A 17,746-nucleotide genomic window follows, 5' to 3' on the forward strand; every position below is an offset into this window, starting at 1 on the left:
GGCTAATTCGGTTGAGGTAACGCCGGTGGAGTGGTCGACGATAGGGGCCAGGGGCGACCACCAGCCCCCGTCGACCACTCCGAGAGAAGCAGCGTGCTCATACGACTCCTGCGGACCTGTCTCAGGCCCTACAAGAGACCCATCACCCTGCTGGTGCTGCTGCAGTTCCTGCAGACCTGCGCCACGCTCTACCTGCCCACGCTGAACGCGGACATCATCGACCAGGGCGTCGTCAACGGCGACACCGGCTACATCGTGGCCTACGGCGCGCTGATGATCGGCATCTCGCTGGTGCAGGTCGTGTGCAACATCGGCGCGGTGTACTACGGCGCCCGTACCGCCTCCGCGCTGGGACGGGACCTGCGCGGCGCCGTGTTCGACCGGGTGCAGTCGTTCTCCGCGCGTGAGGTGGGCCACTTCGGCGCCCCGTCGCTGATCACCCGGACGACCAACGACGTCCAGCAGGTGCAGATGCTGGCGCTGATGACGTTCACGCTGATGGTGTCGGCTCCGATCATGTGTGTCGGCGGCATCGTGCTGGCGCTCGGCCTGGACGTGCCGCTGTCCGGCGTGCTGGTGGCCGTCGTGCCGGTGCTGGGCATCTGCGTGACGCTGATCGTGCGGCGGCTGCGGCCGCTGTTCCGCTCGATGCAGGGGCGGCTGGACACCGTCAACCGGGTGCTGCGCGAGCAGATCAGCGGCAACCGCGTGATCCGGGCCTTCGTCCGGGACGAGTACGAGCAGCAGCGCTTCCGCGAGGCCAACACCGAACTGACCCGGTTCGCGCTGGGCACCGGCAACCTGCTCGCGCTGATGTTCCCGATCGTCATGACCGTGGTGAACCTGTCGTCCATCGCCGTGGTGTGGTTCGGTGCGCACCGCATCGACAGCGGCGGGATGCAGATCGGCGACCTGACCGCGTTCCTCGCCTATCTGATGCAGATCGTCATGTCCGTGATGATGGCCACCTTCATGTTCATGATGGTGCCGCGCGCCGAGGTGTGCGCCGAGCGCATCCAGGAGGTGCTCGACACCTCCTCCAGCGTGGTGCCGCCGACGGCACCGGTGCGGGAGCTGCGCCGGCACGGCCATCTGGAGATCCGCGGGGCCGGCTTCCGCTATCCGGGTGCCGAGGAGCCGGTGCTGCGGGCCGTGGACCTGGTGGCCAGGCCGGGCGAGACGACCGCCGTCATCGGCTCGACCGGCAGCGGCAAGTCGACCCTGCTCGGGTTGGTCCCGCGGCTGTTCGACGCCACCGAGGGGCAGGTCCTCGTCGACGGGGTGGAGGTCGCGGACATCGATCCGCAGCTGCTCGCGCGCACGGTCGGGCTGGTGCCGCAGAAGCCGTACCTGTTCGCGGGCACGGTCGCGACCAACCTGCGCTACGGCAATCCGGACGCCACCGACGAGGAGTTGTGGCACGCGCTGGAGGTCGCGCAGGGCAAGGAGTTCGTCGAGCGGCTGGAGGGCGGGCTGGACGCGCCCATCGCGCAGGGCGGGACCAACGTCTCCGGCGGTCAGCGGCAGCGGCTCGCCATCGCCCGGACGCTGGTGCAGCGCCCCGAGATCTACCTGTTCGACGACTCCTTCTCCGCCCTCGACTACGCGACGGACGCCGCCCTGAGGGCCGCGCTCGGGCGGGAGACCGCGGAGGCGACGGTGGTGATCGTCGCCCAGCGGGTGGCGACCATCCGGGACGCCGACCGGATCGTCGTGCTGGACGAGGGCCGGGTGGTCGGCACGGGCCGGCACCACGAACTGATGGCGGACAACGAGACCTACCGGGAGATCGTGCTCTCCCAGCTCACGGAAGCGGAGGCGGCCTGATGGCGGGGCCCATGGGGCGGATGATGGCCGGGGGCGGCCCCGACCAGCGCTCGCTGGACTTCAAAGGATCGGGCAAGCGGCTCCTCGCCCGGTTCCGGCCCGAGCGGGCGACCGTCGGCGTGCTGCTGGCCTGCGTGGTGCTCAGCGTCGGGCTCAGCGTCGTCGGGCCGAAGATCCTCGGTAGGGCGACCGACCTGGTCTTCGCGGGCATCGTCGGGCGCGGCATGCCCGAGGGGGCGTCCAAGGAGCAGGTCCTGGAGCAGATGCGGCAGCGCGGCGACGGTGACGTCGCCGACATGCTGCGCGGCACCGACTTCACCCCCGGCGAGGGCATCGACTTCACGGCCGTCGGGCACGTGCTGCTGCTGGCGCTGGGTGTGTTCACGGTGGCCGGGCTGTTGATGGCGGTGGCGACGCGGCTGGTGAACCGGGCCGTGAACCGGACCATGTTCCGGATGCGCGAGGACGTCCAGACGAAGCTGTCGCGGCTGCCGCTGTCGTACTTCGACAAGCGTCAGCGCGGTGAGGTGCTGTCCCGGGCGACCAACGACATCGACAACATCGGGCAGACGCTGCAGCAGTCGATGGGGCAGCTCATCAACTCGGTGCTGACCGTCATCGGCGTGCTCGCCATGATGTTCTGGGTCTCGTGGATCCTGGCGCTGGTCGCGCTGGTGACCGTCCCGCTGTCGTTCGTCGTCGCCACGCGCGTGGGCAAGCGCTCGCAGCCGCACTTCGTGCAGCAGTGGCGGTCCACCGGCAAGCTGAACGCCCACATCGAGGAGATGTACACCGGGCACACCCTGGTGAAGGTGTTCGGGCGGCAGGAGGAGTCGGCGCGGCAGTTCGCCGAGCAGAACGAGGCACTGTACGAGGCGGGGTTCAGGGCGCAGTTCAACAGCGGGGTCATGCAGCCGCTGATGATGTTCGTGTCGAACCTCAACTACGTGCTGGTCGCGGTCGTCGGCGGGCTGCGGGTGGCGTCCGGCTCGCTGTCCATCGGTGACGTGCAGGCGTTCATCCAGTACTCGCGACAGTTCTCCATGCCGCTGACGCAGCTGGCGTCGATGGCCAACCTGGTGCAGTCGGGGGTCGCCTCCGCGGAGCGCGTCTTCGAACTGCTCGACGCCGAGGAGCAGGACGCCGACCCGGTGCCGGGGGTACGGCCCGAGGAGCTGCGCGGGCGGGTGGCGCTGGAGCACGTGTCGTTCCGCTACGACCCCGACAAGCCGCTCATCGAGGACCTGTCGCTGACGGTGGAGCCGGGGCAGACGGTGGCCATCGTCGGGCCGACCGGCGCGGGCAAGACGACCCTGGTGAACCTGCTCATGCGGTTCTACGAGGTCACCGGCGGCCGGATCACCCTCGACGGCGTGGACATCGCGCGGATGTCCCGGGACGAACTGCGGGCCGGGATCGGCATGGTGCTGCAGGACACCTGGCTGTTCGGCGGCACGATCGCGGAGAACATCGCCTACGGGGCCTCGCGGAAGGTCACCCGGGGCGAGATCGAGGAGGCCGCGCGGGCGGCGCACGCGGACCGGTTCGTGCGGACGCTGCCGGACGGGTACGACACCGTGATCGACGACGAGGGCACGGGGGTGAGCGCGGGAGAGAAGCAGCTCATCACCATCGCCCGGGCGTTCCTGTCCGACCCGGTGATCCTGGTGCTGGACGAGGCGACGAGCTCGGTCGACACGCGGACCGAGGTGCTGATCCAGAAGGCCATGGCCAAACTGGCGCACGGGCGGACCTCGTTCGTCATCGCGCACCGGCTCTCCACGATCCGGGACGCGGACGCGATCCTGGTCATGGAGAGCGGGGCGATCGTCGAACAGGGCACGCACGAGGACCTGCTGGGGGCGGGCGGGGCGTATGCCCGGTTGTACCAGGCGCAGTTCGCGCAGGCGGTGGCGGAGGTGGACTGAGTCGCGTCCGGGGGCGCCGAGTGAGGTCGCGGGGCGGCTGCGGGCCCGTCGTGGCGGGTCGCGCAGTTCCCCGCGCCCCTTGGGGGACGTGCGGCCGGCGTCAGTCCAGATAGCCCCTGAGCTGGTCCGCGAAGGCGTGGTCCCGCAGCTTGTTGAGCGTCTTCGACTCGATCTGCCTGATGCGCTCCCTGGTCACGCCGAAGATGCGGCCGATCTCCTCCAGTGTGCGGGGGCGGCCGTCGGCCAGCCCGTAGCGGAGTTGGACGACCTTGCGCTCCCGCTCGCCCAGGGTGGACAGGACCGCTTCCAGGTGCTCCCGGAGCAGCAGGAAGGCCGCCGACTCCACGGGGGAGGCCGCGTCGCCGTCCTCGATGAGGTCACCGAGGGCGACGTCGTCCTCCTCGCCCACGGGCGCGTGCAGCGACACCGGCTCCTGGGCCAGCCGCAGCACCTCCCCCACCCGCTCCGGCGGCAACTCCAGGTGGGCCGCCACCTCCTGGGGCGTCGGCTCGTAGCCCCGCTCCTGGAGCATGCGGCGCTGCACCCGCACCACCCGGTTGATGAGCTCCACGACGTGGACGGGCACGCGTATCGTGCGGGCCTGGTCGGCCAGGGCGCGGGACATGGCCTGCCGGATCCACCAGGTGGCGTAGGTGGAGAACTTGTAGCCGCGGGCGTAGTCGAACTTCTCCACCGCGCGGATCAGGCCCAGGTTGCCCTCCTGGACGAGGTCCAGCATGGTCAGGCCGCGGCCGACGTAGCGCTTGGCGACGGAGACGACCAGGCGCAGATTGGCCTCGATGAGGCGGCGTTTGGCGACGCGGCCCATCACCACGAGCCGGTCGAGGTCCGAGGCCAGCCGGCTGTCCAGGTCGGGGGTGAGCCGCAGCTTCTCCTCGGCGAACAGGCCGGCCTCGACGCGGCGGGCGAGTTCCACCTCCTCCGCGGCGGTCAGCAGGGGGACGCGGCCGATCTCCCGCAGGTACTGGCGGAACAGGTCCGAGGAGGGGCCGCCGGTCTCCGTGCGCACCGGCGGCGGTTCGACGGCCTCGGGGCCCCCGGCCGTGTCGATCGCCTCGGCGGGCGGCTCCTCGGGCTCCGTTTCCGGTTCCGTCTCCGGGTGCTGCCCGGCGCGGTCCTGCACGGGAACCCCGGACAGGGCGTCGGCCTGCGCGTCGGGCACCGGTGCGCCGGCACGGCGGGGCGGGGCGGCGTCGGTCTGACGGAGGGTCTGGGTCTGCACGGGGGCGACCTCCAGGATGATCGCTGCCAGTGGCTGCGGCAGCGGTACGTCGGGAGCGGAGTCGGCGGCCTCGCCGCGTTCCGCCCCGTACGCGATGGGCGGAACCGCGGGGGTCCGGAACCCGTCGGTGACGGATCGGCCGCGCTCCGGGGACTCAGGCACCGCACCCCAGTGTGGGGTACGACACATGGCCGCCACGAGGGGCGTGCGGTGACTTTTTGCTTCCGTTCCGTGACCGGGCGGTCGCCCCCGGTGGGACACCGGATGCCTCACGCGTCCCTCACGCGCGGTGACGGCGCCGACGATGCGTCAGAGGGCGGCGGCGCCGTGGGCGCGCAGGGTCTGGTCGTACTGCTGGAGGACCCACAGTTCGTTCTGGACGGCGGCCAGTTCGGCCGGGTCGCCGTGGTTGCCGAGGCGGGTGAGGCGGCCGGTGATGTCGCGGATGCGGCGCTCTACGGCGCGGCGGCGGACGGTGACCAGCTGGGCTCCGGCGTAGGTCTCGTCGACGCCCTTCACGCCCTTGTGCAGCATGATCGCCTCGACGGCCAGCTCCGTGACCATCGCGCGGACCGCGTCGTCGGGCGCGGCCTCGCGGACCTTGACCAGGTAGTCCTGGGGGTCGGCGACGCCGGACTCGGCGCCGCCCGCGTCCAGGATGGCCTGGCGCACGGCGGCGTAGGGCGGGGCGGTGAACTCGTCCACGCCGTACGCGTCGAAGGCCGGGGAGACCAGCTCGGGGCGCTGGAGGGCGAGTTTGAGCAGCTCGCGCTCGGTGGCGTAGACGGGGTTGCGCAGGTTGAGGGCCGGTCCGCGGGGGGCGGCGGACGGCTGGGCGGTGTACTGCTGGGGCGGCGCGTGCCGGTCGGGGGCGGGGCCCTTGCCGCCCCGCTCGCGGGACCAGCGGGCCAGTTGCGCCACGCGCTTGACGACGAACTGGGTGTCGAGGATGCCGAGCATGCCGGCGAGCTGCACGGCGACCTCGTGCTGGGCGCCGCTGTTCTTGATGCGGGCGACGACCGGGGCGGCCTCGTCCAGGGCGGCGGCGCGGCCCCCGGGGGTGTCGAGGTCGTAGCGGGCCACGATCTGGCGCAGGGCGAACTCGAAGAGGGGGGTGCGGGGTTCGACCAGGTCGGCGACGGCCTCGTCGCCCTTGGCCAGGCGCAGGTCGCAGGGGTCCATGCCGTCGGGGGCGATGGCGATGTACGTCTCGGCGGCGAACTTCTGGTCGTCCTCGAAGGCGCGCAGCGCCGCCTTCTGGCCGGCGGCGTCGCCGTCGAAGGTGAAGATGACACGGGCCGAGCCGTTGTCCATGAGCAGCCGGCGCAGGATCTTGATGTGGTCGCCGCCGAAGGCGGTGCCGCAGGTGGCGATGGCGGTGGTGACGCCGGCGAGGTGGCAGGCCATGACGTCCGTGTAGCCCTCGACGACGACCGCGCGGGAGGCCTTGGCGATGTCCTTCTTGGCGAGGTCGATGCCGTAGAGGACCTGGGACTTCTTGTAGATCGCCGTCTCGGGCGTGTTGAGGTACTTGGGGCCGTTGTCCGCCTCGTGGAGCTTGCGGGCGCCGAAGCCGACCACGTCGCCGCCGATGTCGCGGATGGGCCACATCAGCCGGCCGCGGAAGCGGTCGATGGGGCCGCGGCGGCCCTCCTGGGAGAGGCCGGAGAGCAGCAGCTCCTTGTCGGTGAAGCCCTTGCCGCGCAGGAAGCGCGTGAGGTGGTCCCAGCCCTGGGGGCTGTAGCCGACGGAGAAGTGCCGGGCGGCGTCCTGGTCGAAGCCGCGCTCGGCGAGGAAGACCCGGCCGGTGTCGGCCTCCGGGGAGGTCGCGAGTTGTTCCGCGTACCACTCCGCGGCGATCTTGTGCGCCTCGACCAGGCGGATCCGCTCGCCGCGCTGGTGGGAGGGGTTGTAACCGCCCTCCTCGTAGCGCAGGGTGATGCCCGCCTGGCCGGCCAGGCGCTCGACCGCCTCCGAGAAGGTGAGGTGGTCGATCTTCATCACGAAGGTGATGGTGTCGCCGCCCTCCTGGCAGCCGAAGCAGTGGAAGAACCCCTTGCTCGGGCTGACCTGGAAGGACGGTGACTTCTCGTCGTGGAACGGGCACAGACCCTTGAGGTTCCCGCCGCCCGCGTTGCGCAGCTGGAGGTACTCGGACACCACGGCGTCGATCGGGACCGCGTCCCGTACCGCCTTCACGTCCTCGTCGTTGATCCGTCCTGCCACGCGTGAAGTCTACGGGGGCGCAGTGACACTCACGGTGCGAGGTTTTCGAGCGGAACGTGCGGATCGGCCAGATTGTCCGTGTTCACCTGGGCGCGGCTGCGGACCAGGCGCTGGATCTTGTCGGTGACGTTCCACACGTTCACGTTCATCCCGGCCAGCACTCGGCCGTCCTTCACCCAGAAGGCGATGAACTCGCGCTTGCCGGCGTCGCCCCGCACGACCACCTGGTCGTAGCTGCCCGGCGGTGCCCAGCCGGAGTACTCCATGCCCAGGTCGTACTGGTCGGAGAAGAAGTAGGGCACCCGGTCGTACGTCACGTCCCGGCCCAGCATGGAGCGCGCGGCGGCCGGGCCGCCGTTGAGGGCGTTGGCCCAGTGCTCGACGCGCATGCGGGTGTCGAACAGGGCGTGCGGGAAGGAGACGACGTCCCCGGCGGCGTACACGTCCGGGTCGGAGGTGCGCAGCCGCTCGTCGACGACGATGCCGCCGCCGAGGGCGGGGTCGGCGACCTCCAGGCCGGCCGCCTCGGCGAGGTGGGTGCGCGGGGCCGCGCCGATGGCCGCCAGGACGTCGTGGGCCGGGTGCTCCTCGCCGTCGTCGGTGCGGGCCGCGAGGACCATGCCGTCCTGGCCGGTGATCTCGGTCAGACGGGCGCCGAAGTGGAAGCGGACGCCGTGGTCGCGGTGCAGCTCGGCAAAGAGCCCGCCGAGTTCCGGGCCGAGCACGCCGTGCAGCGGGGTCGGCCCGTGCTCGACGACGGTGACCTCCGCGCCGTACTCGCGGGCCGCGGCCGCGACCTCCAGGCCGATCCAGCCCGCCCCGGCGATCACCAGGTGGCCGTTGTCGCGGCCGAGGTTGGCCAGCACGTGCTTGAGACGTTCGGCGTGGGCGAGGCGCCGCAGGTGGTGCACGCCCGCCAGGTCGGTGCCCGGGATGTCGAGGCGCCGGGGTTCCGCGCCGGTCGCCAGGAGCAGCTTGTCGTAGCGCACCACGGTGCCGTCGTCGCCGAAGCGGACCGTCTTCGCCGTGCGGTCGATCGCGTCGACGGTCTGGCCGAGGTGCAGCTCGATGTCGTTCGCCGCGTACCAGGCGGGTTCGTGGACGAAGACGCTGTCGCGTTCCTCCTTGCCGAGGAGGTAGCCCTTGGACAGGGCCGGGCGCTCGTAGGGGTGGTCCCGTTCGTCGCAGATCAGTATCACGCGGCCGGTGAAGCCCTCCGCCCGGAGCGTCTCGGCCGCCTTGGCGCCGGCCAGTCCGCCTCCGACGATGACGAATGTCTGATCCGCGTCGACCACTTGATGCCTCCTCGTCAGGGTGTAGCACTTGCGAGCGTCCCGCACGGAGCGTGATGCGGGAAGAGGGTGTGACCCGATCAGGCCACGCAGTGTCACCTTGGGCGGCGCCCACGCCCCGCGGGTCCCGCCCGTCTCACGCGTGCCCCGTCAGCCGGGCGTGCAACGACCGGGCCGAGGTGTCGGTGAGGGAGGCGATCTGGTCGACGACGGCCCGCTTGCGGGCGCGGTCGTCGGACGCCTGGTCGAACAGGGTCCGGAACTGCGGGTCCAGGCCGTCCGGGGCCCGCGCGGTGAGCGCCTCGGCGAGTTCGGCGACGACGATCCGCTGGTCGGCGCGCAGGCGCTCCTGCTCGGCCCGCTGCATCACGTACAGGTCGGCGACGGCCTTGAGCACGGCGCACTCCATGCGTGTCCCGCGCGGGACGACGAGTTCGGCGGCGTACCGGGTGAGCCGGCCCGGCCCGTACCGGGCCCGGGTCGCGGCCTCGGCGGCCAGGCAGAAGCGGCCGATGAGCTGGCTGGTGGCGTCCTTGAGGCGGGCCTGGGCGACGGCGGTGCCGTCGTAGCCGTGCGGCCACCACTCCTGGGCGAGGAGCCGGTCGAGGGCCTCGGCGAGTTCGGCCGGGTCGGTGCCGGGGGGCGCGTAGCGGCCGAGCGCGACCCGGAAGACGTCGTCGCGCTCGGGGTCCGCGTGCAGGCAGTTGGGGTCGATGTGGCCGGCGTGCAGTCCGTCCTCGACGTCGTGCACCGAGTAGGCCACGTCGTCGGACCAGTCCATGACCTGCGCCTCGAAGCAGGTGCGGGTGCCGGGGGCGTCCTTGCGGAACCAGTCGAAGACGGGGCGGTCGTCCTCGTAGACGCCGAACTTCGGCGAGTGCGGGTCGGTGGGGTGCGCGCCGCGGGGCCAGGGGTACTTGGTCGCGGCGTCGAGGGTGGCCCGGGTGAGGTTGAGGCCGACGGACCCCTCCGGGGTGAACCGCTTGGGCTCGATGCGGGTGAGGAGCCTGAGGGACTGGGCGTTGCCCTCGAAGCCCCCGCAGTCCGCGGCGAACTCGTTCAGGGCCTGTTCGCCGTTGTGGCCGAAGGGCGGGTGGCCGAGGTCGTGGGAGAGGCAGGCCGCTTCGACGAGGTCGGGGTCGCAGCCGAGGGCGGCGCCCAGCTCGCGGCCGACCTGGGCGCACTCCAGGGAGTGGGTGAGGCGGGTGCGGGGGCTGGCGTCCCAGACGGGTCCGAGCGTGCCGGGCGTGACCACCTGGGTCTTGCCGGCGAGGCGGCGCAGGGCGGCGGAGTGCAGGACCCGGGCGCGGTCGCGCTGGAAGGCCGTGCGGCCGGGGCGCTTGTCCGGTTCGGGCGCCCAGCGTTCGACTGACGTCGGGTCGTAGGCCGTGGGGTTCGTCGTGGTGCCTGGCATGGGTCGACAGTACGGGCATGGGGGTGCGGGGGTGCGACGTGGTGAACGTCTGCGGGGTGTGGGGGTCGGGCGGGTGCGGGGCGCGTGCGGGGGTCGCGGGTGCGGGCGTCCGGCGGGTGCGGGGTCGTCGTGGCTTGTCGCGCAGTTCCCCGCGCCCCTTCAGGGGTGAACCCGGTGTGGGGTGTCAGGTTCGGGCTAGGTGCGCAGGTGTTGCGCAGTTCCCCGCGCCCCTTCAGGGGGTGGCCCCGGTGTGGGGGGTCAGGCTCGGGTCAGGTGTGGTGTCGGGGGTGAGGTGTGCAGGGTTTGGGTGTAGCGGTGGAGGACGAGCTGTGCCATCGACGGGTGTGGGCCCAGGGGGGCCGCCGCTATCCACGGGGCCGCCTGGGCGCACTCGGTGGCGAAGCGGCCGGGGGCCGTGAAGCAGGACGCGAGGGCGATGTGGCGGCGGCCCCTCGCCAGCAGGGTGCGGACCGCGGCCTCGACCGTGGGGGCGGCGGCCGAGGCGTAGGCGGGAACGACCGGGACGCCGAGGCGGGCCGCCAGGAGGTGCGCCGTGCGCGCGGTGTCCGCTCTCGCCTCCGGGTCGCGCGAGCCCGCCGCGGCGAGGACCACCGCGCTGGTGCGGCGGGGCGTGCCGCCCCAGCCGGCCTCCGTCAGGCGGTCGTGGAGGGCGTCCACCAGGAGCGGGTGGGGTCCGAGGGGAGGCGCCGGACGGGTGCGGGCGCACGAGGCGGCGGCCGTCGCGGGGATGTCCCGCTTGACGTGGTGGCCGCGGCTGAGGAGCAGCGGCACGAGGACCGCCTCCCGGTCGCCGAGGGCGGCGAGCGTCTCGGGGAGCAGGGGGGCGTTCAGTTCGATGTGCCCCAGGTGCACCGGCACGTCGGGGCGCAGGGCGCGGACCCGGTCCAGGAGCGCGTTCACCGTGTGCAGCGCGCGGGGGTCGCGGCTGCCGTGGGCGACGGCCACGAGAGCGGGCGGGGTGGGCTGCACGGGAGGACTGGACATGCCTCCATGGTCACCGGGCCGTGTGTCCCCGCCGTTGCGCGGGGGTCACGGGGGTTTTCCGGTGGCTCACGCCCCGGGGCGGGCACGCTGTGAGCCGCCGTGAGCTGCGGTTTCGGCCGGCGGCGTGAAGCTCGTCACCGCGTCGGGAGTGAACCGGGCGGTGCGGCCGGGCGTCCCTGACGGTGTGGGCCGATCCGGGGAGGGGACCGTCCGATGCGTCCAGTGACCATGCGCAGACCGCGGCTGCCGCGCACCCGGCGGGGGCGACGACGCCTGGTGCAGGCCGTGATGGCCGGGTGCGTGCTCGCGCTGCTGCCCGCGACCTGGATGCACCTGGTGGCCGACGGCCGGCTGCGCTCGACGGCCGACGTCCCGCGCACCGACGTCGCCGTGGTGTTCGGGGCCGGGTTGTGGGACGGGGAGCCCTCCCCCTACCTCGCCCACCGGCTGGACGCGGCGGCCGAGCTGTACCGGGACGGGCGGGTGCGGGTGGTGCTCGTCACCGGGGACAACAGCCGCGAGGACTACGACGAGCCGGACGCCATGCGCGCCTATCTGACCCGGCACGGGGTGCCCGACGGGCGCATCGTCAGCGACTACGCGGGGTTCGACACATGGGACTCGTGCGTGCGGGCGAAGAAGATCTTCGGGGTGGACGAGGCCGTGCTGATCAGCCAGGGCTTCCACATCCGGCGCGCGGTGGCGCTGTGCCGCGCCGCCGGGGTGGAGTCCTACGGGGTCGGGGTGGACGCCGTGCACGACGCGACCTGGTACTACGGGGGCGCCCGGGAGATCCTCGCGGCGGGGAAGGCGGCCGTGGACGCGGCATTGCGGCCGGACCCGCGTTTCCTGGGGCCCCGCGAGCCGGGTGTGGAACGGGCGCTGGCCGCGGGCGGGCGGTAGCGGATCCGCACCTCACGCGGGCCGGGCGGCGGCGGGGAGGTCGCCGTCCCCGCCGTGTAACAGGGGGCCCGCCCCGGGCGTAACACGGCCCGCGCACGCTGGTCGGCATGCAGAACACCGTGACGCCCACGCACTGCCCGTACTGCGCCCTGCAGTGCGGGATGAACCTCACGCCCGCGCCGGACGGGAGCGTCGCGGTGAGCGAGCGGACGGACTTCCCGGTGAACCGGGGCGCGCTGTGCGGCAAGGGCCGGACCGCGCCGGAGCTGCTCGCGCGGGAGGTCCGGCTGACCTCGCCGCTGGTGCGCGGCGGGGACGGCACGCTGGTGCCGGCCTCCTGGGACGACGCCCTGGACCGGATCGCCGAGGGCCTCGGCCGCACGCGCGCCGCGTACGGCCCGGACGCGGTCGGGGTGTTCGGCGGCGGCGGGCTGACCAACGAGAAGGCCTACAGCCTCGGCAAGTTCGCGCGGGTCGTGCTCGGCACCTCGCAGATCGACTACAACGGGCGGTTCTGCATGTCGTCCGCGGCGGCGGCCGGGATCAGGGCGTTCGGGCTGGACCGCGGCCTGCCGTTCCCGCTGGAGGACGTCCCGCGGTCGGGCTGCGTGATCCTCGTCGGGTCGAACCCCGCGGAGACCATGCCGCCGTCGCTGCGGTACTTCACCGAGTTGCGGGAGAACGGCGGCACGCTGATCGTCGTCGACCCGCGGCGGACCAGGACGGCCGAGCAGGCCGATCTGCACCTGGCTCCCCGCCCGGGCACCGATCTGGCCCTCGCCCTGGGGCTGCTGCACCTGGTGATCGCCGAGGGCCGGGTGGACGAGGAGTACGTCGCCGCCCGGACCACGGGCTGGGAGGAGGCCCGGGCCGCCGCCATGGCGCACTGGCCCGAGTACGTCGAGCGGATCACGGGGGTGCCCGTCCCCCGGCTGCGGGAGACCGTACGGCTGTTCTGCGAGCCGGAGTCGGCGATGGTGCTCACCGCCCGCGGGCCCGAGCAGCAGTCCAAGGGCACGGACACCGTGGGCGCCTGGATCAACCTGTGCCTGGCGACCGGCCGGCCGGGCCGCCCCCGGTCCGGGTACGGCTGTCTGACGGGGCAGGGCAACGGCCAGGGCGGGCGCGAACACGGGCAGAAGGCCGACCAGTTGCCGGGGTACCGCAAGCTGGACGACCCGGCGGCCCGGGCGCACGTCGCCGGGGTGTGGGGCGTGGACCCGGACAGTCTGCCGGGGCCGGGGCGCAGCGCGTACGAGCTGCTGGACGCGCTGGGCACGGACATCAGGTCGCTGCTGCTGATGGCGTCCAACCCGGTGGTGTCGGCGCCCCGGGCCGCGCACGTGGAGGAGCGGATCCGGTCCCTGGACTTCCTGGCGGTCTGCGACGTGGTGCTGTCGGAGACGGCGGCGCTCGCGGACGTGGTGCTGCCGGTCACGCAGTGGGCGGAGGAGACGGGCACGACGACGAACCTGGAGGGCCGGGTCCTGCTGCGCCGGCGGGCGGTCGCCCCGCCGGAGGGCGTGCGCAGCGATCTGGAGGTCCTGGGCGAACTGGCCGTCCGGCTGGGCGTGGAGAAGGGCTTCCCGGCGGACCCGGAGGAGGTGTTCGAGGAGCTGCGGCGGGCGAGCGCGGGCGGGCCGGCGGACTACTCGGGGATCACCTACCGCAGGCTGGCCGAGGAGGACGGGGTGTTCTGGCCCTGCCCGGCCGAACCACCGGCGCCGGACGGGAGCAGGGACGCGCTGCTCGGCGCGCCGCGCCCGGCCGACGACCCCGCCGGACGGGCGGCGGGGAGCCGCCCGCAGGCACCGGCCGGGGAGACGGCGGGTGCGCACCCCGGCACGCCCCGCCTGTTCCTCGACCGTTTCGCCACCGCCGACGGCCGCGCGCGGTTCGTGCCCGTCACGCACCGGGCGATCGCCGAGGAGCCGGACGAGGAGTACCCGCTGCTGCTCACCACCGGCCGGGTCGTGGCGCAGTACCAGTCCGGGGCGCAGACCCGGCGGGTCGCGGAGCTGAACGCCGCCGCGCCCGGACCGTTCGTGGAGATGCACCCGCGGCTGGCGGCCCGGCTCGGGGCGGCCGAGGGCGATCCGGTGGCGGTGGTGTCGCGGCGGGGCCGGGCGGTGGCGCCGGCGAGGATCACCGCCACCATCCGGCCCGACACCGTCTTCATGCCCTTCCACTGGCCGGGCGAGGGCCGGGCGAACACCCTCACCAACCCCGCGCTCGACCCGACGTCGCGGATGCCGGAGTTCAAGGCGTGCGCGGTACGACTGGAGGTTGTCCGGCCGTAGGGGTCGGGGCCGTGAGGGTCGAGCTGGGCGGTCCGGCCGTGGGTCGACCGAAGGTGCAGAATCGTTCCTGTGACCCTGCCCTTCTTCGTCTACGGCACCCTCCGTCCCGGGGAGGTCAACCACCGTCTCTTCCTGCACGGCCGCACCCGCTCCGAGGAGCCGGCCCGGCTGGCGGACACCGTGCTGTACGAGGGCCCGGGCTATCCGTACGCGGTCGAGGAGCCGGGCGGCGGCGAGGTGCGCGGGGAGCTGGTGACCGCGCTGCCCCGGGCGTACGGGGCGCTGCTCGCCGAGCTGGACCGGCTGGAGGAGTACGCGCCGGGTGACCCGCGCAGCCTGTACGTGCGCGTGGAACGCGACGTCGTACGGGACGCGGACGGGGCGGGCGTACGGGCCTGGGTGTACATCGCGGGCCCGGACGCGGCGAAGCGGCTGCGCGACGCGGGGCGACGGGTCGCGGGTACGGAGTGGCGAGGGCGGCGGTAGCGGGGGCGGCGGGTCGTTGGGGCACGGTGCGGGTACGGGCCAGGGGTCGGCTGCGGGTGCGGGGTCGGACCCCGGCGCCGTTTCGGCCCCCCGGCCGGGCCCCGGGGTCCGGTACAACCCGGCGGGCGGGTAGCGTCCGGCGGCCGCGTACGGCCCCCGGGGAGCCAGGTAACCGGTCGGCCCCGGGAGCCCGGCTGACGGACCGAAGGCCGGCTGGGGCGCGGTGACGACCCCTCGGCCTTCCCGCGCCCCGGACAGAGCGCGAGTCCGGCCCGGCCCCCGGGGCCCGATGCAACCCGGGGACCGGATGCGGACCGGAGGCCGGCAGACACCCGTGATCTGCGCGCGTGTCCTTCCCACGTCCTCGACAGAGCGAGGAGGATCGGGCCGAGAGGCGGCTGAGGGCTGGGGTGATACGACCCGGGGCCGGTTACGGGTCGCGGACCGGGCCCGCCGAACGACCGGGGCCCCGCCGAAGGCCCGGGCCCGACGAAGGCCCGGGCCCGACGAAGGCCAGGGCCCGCCGCAGGCAGGGTGGCGGGCGCGCGGGTCAGGAGGCATACGGGTGGTGGGCCCTGGCCTCCCTCAAGGCGCGGCCCCACCAGACCAGTTGGTCCAGCATGGTCTTGGCCGCGGCGTCCGGGCCCGAGGGGTCGCGCAGGGCGCCCCCGTCGTCGAAGGACGCGCCGGCGTTGTGGAAGGACACGGTGTCGCGCACCGTCACGGCGTGCAGCTCGGCGAAGACCTGGCGCAGGTGCTCCACGGCACGCAGGCCCCCGGCCAGGCCGCCGTAGGAGACGAGGGCGACGGGCTTGGCCCGCCACTCGCCGTAGTGCCAGTCGACGAGGTTCTTCAGGCCCGCCGGGAAGGAGTGGTTGTACTCGGGGGTGAGGACCACGAAGGCGTCCGCCCGGGCCAGCTTCGGGGTGATGCCGGACAGGGCGGCACGCGCCGCAGGGGTCGGTTCGAGGGACGTGGGCAGGTCGGCCTCGGCGACGTCGACGACCTCGGCGACCAGGTCGTCGCGGTCCGTCAGCCGGCCGCGGAGCCAGTCGGCGACCACGGGACCGAAGCGGCCGTGGCGGTTGCTGCCGACGACGAGGGTCACCCGGAGCGGCTCGGTGGCGGACGGGTGGACGGCGGTGTGCGCGGTGATCGGGTTCATGCGACACAGCCTGATACCTCAACCTTTGTCGAGGTCAAGCCCGGCCGCACCGCACCGGGTCACCCGTTCACCCCCGCGCCGGAGGCAATTCCCCCTCCCGCCCGGCCGACCCGCTTGACCAGCCGAAACGCACCTGACGGACCGTCGGGGACAGGTGTACACGACACCCGTTCACCCCAATTCTGACGCCCTCTCAGAAAGCGGGGTCGCCGGACACCCCGTTTCCTCGGAAGGGCAGGCGCCCGACCGAACCGCTCGAAGGAGCACCGATGCGACGTACCGCCCGCCCGCTGACCGGTGCCGCGCTCACCGTCGCCGCCGCGGCCCTGGCCGCCGCCCCCGCGTACGGCGCGCGGGCCGGTGAGCTGGAGCTGTCACCGGCGTCGGTGGTCCCCGGCGGGCAGGTCACCGTCCGGACGGCGGCCTGTGGCGCCGGGGGCACGGCGACGGGAGACGCCGGCGCGGTCGGCGCCGGGACCCTGCCGCTCGCGGCGGGGCGGCACGAGCAGGACGCGACCGGGCGGTTCCGGGTGCCACCGGGCGCGCAGCCGGGCACGTACGAGATCGTCGCGACGTGCGCCGGGAGCGGGCGGCGGGTCACCGGCGACCTGGTGGTCACGCTGACACCGGCGCGCGAGCAGGTGCACCCGCGAGGAAGTGTGAAGACGGGGGTCGGTGGCGCTCTGGGCCCCGATCCCGTGCAGACCGCGGCCGGCGTGACGGCTCTGGCCGTCGCCGCCGCGGGCGGTACCTGGCTCCTGCATCGCCGGGCGAGAGGCGACGGGATCTGACGGACATCCTCCGCTGTCCGTCGCCGGTACCGCAGCCCCTCCCCCTCCGGGTCCGACGCCCCTCGCGGCCCGGAGGGGGAACGGGGCCGAACTCCCCCGCCGCGCCCGGGGGTCGAGGAAGGGGTGGGTATGCCCAGGTTCCCCCGGCCCGGCGGCCCCGCGAACGCCGCCCTGACGGCCGTGACGCTGTTCGCCCTGTGCTCCGGGGCCTGGCTGCTGCGCGACGGGGCCACGACGCACGGCCCGCCCCAGCCCTCCGCGGCGCAGGCCGGGACCGGGCAGGACGGCAGGGGCGGCAAGGAGGCCCGGGACCGGTCCGTGCCCGCACTGCCGCCGTCACCGCCCCGGCGCGTGCGCATCGCGGCCATCGGGGTGGACGCCCCGCTGACCGGACTCGGCCTCACCCGGACCGGCAGCCTGGACGTACCGCCCGCCTCCCGCCCGGACCTCGCCGGGTGGTACGAGGCCGGCACCACGCCCGGCGAGCGGGGCACCGCGATCGTCGCGGGCCACGTCGACAACGCCGACGGTCCCGCCGTCTTCTACCGCCTCGGCGCCCTCGCCAAGGGCAGCACGATCGAGGTGGACCGCCGGGACGGCCGGGTCGCGGTGTTCACCGTGGACGCCGTCGAGGTGTACGACGCGCGCGACTTCCCGGACGAGAAGGTCTACGGTCCGGCCCGGCGGCCCGAGTTGCGGGTCATCACCTGCGGCGGCGGCTGGTCACGCGGCACCGGGTACCGGGGGAACGTCGTCGTCTTCGCCCACCTCACCGGCAGCCGGTGACCCGCCGAGGACATGGGCCTTCCCCCACGCCCCCAGCGGTTCCAGGGCGGCGTTCAGGGAGCCGCCCCGGGAGGTCAGCGAGTACTCCACGCGGGGCGGCACCTCGTCGTACGCCTCACGGTGCACCAGCCCGTCGGCCTCCATCTCACGGAGGTGCGAGGCCAGCACCTTCTCGGTGACGCCCGGCAGCGCGCGGCGCAACTCACCGAAACGGTGGGGCCGTTCGTTCAGCGCCCAGAGAATCAGCACCTTCCACCTGCCGCCGATCACGTCCATCGCCGCGTCGATCCCGCACACGTACACCCCCGGCCGCCGGCCCGCCGTCCCCATGCCCGACTCCTCCGCTCGCGCTGCCTCGACCCTTTCCCGGGAGTAACCAC

General features: G+C 73.6%; 14 protein-coding genes. 7 read left to right on the forward strand and 7 right to left on the reverse strand.

All coding sequences use genetic code 11. From position 1 onward, the window contains the following. Window positions 1-93: 93 nt before the first annotated feature. Both ACH4C6_RS28360 and ACH4C6_RS28365 read left to right on the forward strand, forming a co-directional pair. Window positions 94-1,827, forward strand: coding sequence for an ABC transporter ATP-binding protein (locus ACH4C6_RS28360; protein ID WP_398111439.1), 1,734 nt, complete (start codon window positions 94-96; stop codon window positions 1,825-1,827). Further along, window positions 1,827-3,755 carry an ABC transporter ATP-binding protein gene (locus tag ACH4C6_RS28365; RefSeq protein ID WP_398111440.1) on the forward strand — a complete coding sequence of 643 codons (1,929 nt, stop codon included), beginning with the start codon at window positions 1,827-1,829 and terminating at the stop codon, window positions 3,753-3,755. Before ACH4C6_RS28360 ends, ACH4C6_RS28365 begins: the two co-directional genes overlap by 1 nt. Window positions 3,756-3,855: 100 nt before the next feature. Here ACH4C6_RS28365 and ACH4C6_RS28370 read toward each other — a convergent pair whose 3' ends face one another. From ACH4C6_RS28370 to ACH4C6_RS28390, 5 genes are all read right to left on the reverse strand, one after another. Then, complete coding sequence (locus ACH4C6_RS28370) at window positions 3,856-5,160, reverse strand: RNA polymerase sigma factor (protein ID WP_398111441.1); 1,305 nt, start codon at window positions 5,158-5,160, stop codon at window positions 3,856-3,858. A 147-nt stretch (window positions 5,161-5,307) separates the two neighbouring features. Beyond that, window positions 5,308-7,224 carry a DNA primase gene (gene dnaG, locus ACH4C6_RS28375; protein WP_398111442.1) on the reverse strand — a complete coding sequence of 639 codons (1,917 nt, stop codon included), beginning with the start codon at window positions 7,222-7,224 and terminating at the stop codon, window positions 5,308-5,310. Window positions 7,225-7,253: 29 nt separating this feature from the next. Beyond that, window positions 7,254-8,519, reverse strand: coding sequence for an NAD(P)/FAD-dependent oxidoreductase (locus tag ACH4C6_RS28380; protein WP_398111443.1), 1,266 nt, complete (start codon window positions 8,517-8,519; stop codon window positions 7,254-7,256). A gap of 133 nt (window positions 8,520-8,652) precedes the next feature. Continuing rightward, window positions 8,653-9,930: a deoxyguanosinetriphosphate triphosphohydrolase gene (locus tag ACH4C6_RS28385; protein ID WP_398111444.1), complete on the reverse strand. Its 1,278-nt coding sequence runs from the start codon at window positions 9,928-9,930 to the stop codon at window positions 8,653-8,655. A gap of 258 nt (window positions 9,931-10,188) precedes the next feature. Beyond that, window positions 10,189-10,935: a sirohydrochlorin chelatase gene (locus tag ACH4C6_RS28390; RefSeq protein WP_398111445.1), complete on the reverse strand. Its 747-nt coding sequence runs from the start codon at window positions 10,933-10,935 to the stop codon at window positions 10,189-10,191. A gap of 213 nt (window positions 10,936-11,148) precedes the next feature. Here ACH4C6_RS28390 and ACH4C6_RS28395 point away from each other — a divergent pair, with 213 nt between their 5' ends. The 3 genes from ACH4C6_RS28395 (at window position 11,149) to ACH4C6_RS28405 (ending at window position 14,624) form a co-directional block, all read left to right on the forward strand. After that, entirely contained in the window at window positions 11,149-11,838 is a 690-nt protein-coding gene (locus tag ACH4C6_RS28395) for a vancomycin high temperature exclusion protein (RefSeq protein ID WP_398111446.1), read from the forward strand. 107 nt (window positions 11,839-11,945) lie between these two features. Beyond that, entirely contained in the window at window positions 11,946-14,138 is a 2,193-nt protein-coding gene (locus ACH4C6_RS28400; RefSeq protein WP_398111447.1) for a molybdopterin oxidoreductase family protein, read from the forward strand. Window positions 14,139-14,207: 69 nt separating this feature from the next. Further along, window positions 14,208-14,624: a gamma-glutamylcyclotransferase family protein gene (locus ACH4C6_RS28405; protein ID WP_398111448.1), complete on the forward strand. Its 417-nt coding sequence runs from the start codon at window positions 14,208-14,210 to the stop codon at window positions 14,622-14,624. Between the two features lie 550 nt (window positions 14,625-15,174). Here ACH4C6_RS28405 and ACH4C6_RS28410 read toward each other — a convergent pair. After that, window positions 15,175-15,789 carry an NADPH-dependent FMN reductase gene (locus ACH4C6_RS28410; protein ID WP_398111449.1) on the reverse strand — a complete coding sequence of 205 codons (615 nt, stop codon included), beginning with the start codon at window positions 15,787-15,789 and terminating at the stop codon, window positions 15,175-15,177. 269 nt (window positions 15,790-16,058) lie between these two features. Between ACH4C6_RS28410 and ACH4C6_RS28415 the strand changes: the two genes are divergently transcribed. Then, window positions 16,059-16,580, forward strand: a complete 522-nt coding sequence (locus tag ACH4C6_RS28415) for a hypothetical protein (RefSeq protein WP_398111451.1) — start codon at window positions 16,059-16,061, stop codon at window positions 16,578-16,580. Window positions 16,581-16,709: 129 nt separating this feature from the next. After that, window positions 16,710-17,366 carry a class F sortase gene (locus ACH4C6_RS28420; protein WP_398111452.1) on the forward strand — a complete coding sequence of 219 codons (657 nt, stop codon included), beginning with the start codon at window positions 16,710-16,712 and terminating at the stop codon, window positions 17,364-17,366. On the opposite strand, the gene ACH4C6_RS28425 is transcribed toward ACH4C6_RS28420, so the two are convergent. Then, window positions 17,304-17,696: a winged helix-turn-helix transcriptional regulator gene (locus tag ACH4C6_RS28425; RefSeq protein ID WP_398111453.1), complete on the reverse strand. Its 393-nt coding sequence runs from the start codon at window positions 17,694-17,696 to the stop codon at window positions 17,304-17,306. The two genes, ACH4C6_RS28420 and ACH4C6_RS28425, sit on opposite strands and share 63 nt — an antisense overlap. Between the last annotated feature and the right edge of the window lie 50 nt (window positions 17,697-17,746).

The organism is Streptomyces sp. NPDC017943 (assembly GCF_044328425.1).
Taxonomy (GTDB): Bacteria; Actinomycetota; Actinomycetes; order Streptomycetales; family Streptomycetaceae; genus Streptomyces; species Streptomyces djakartensis_A.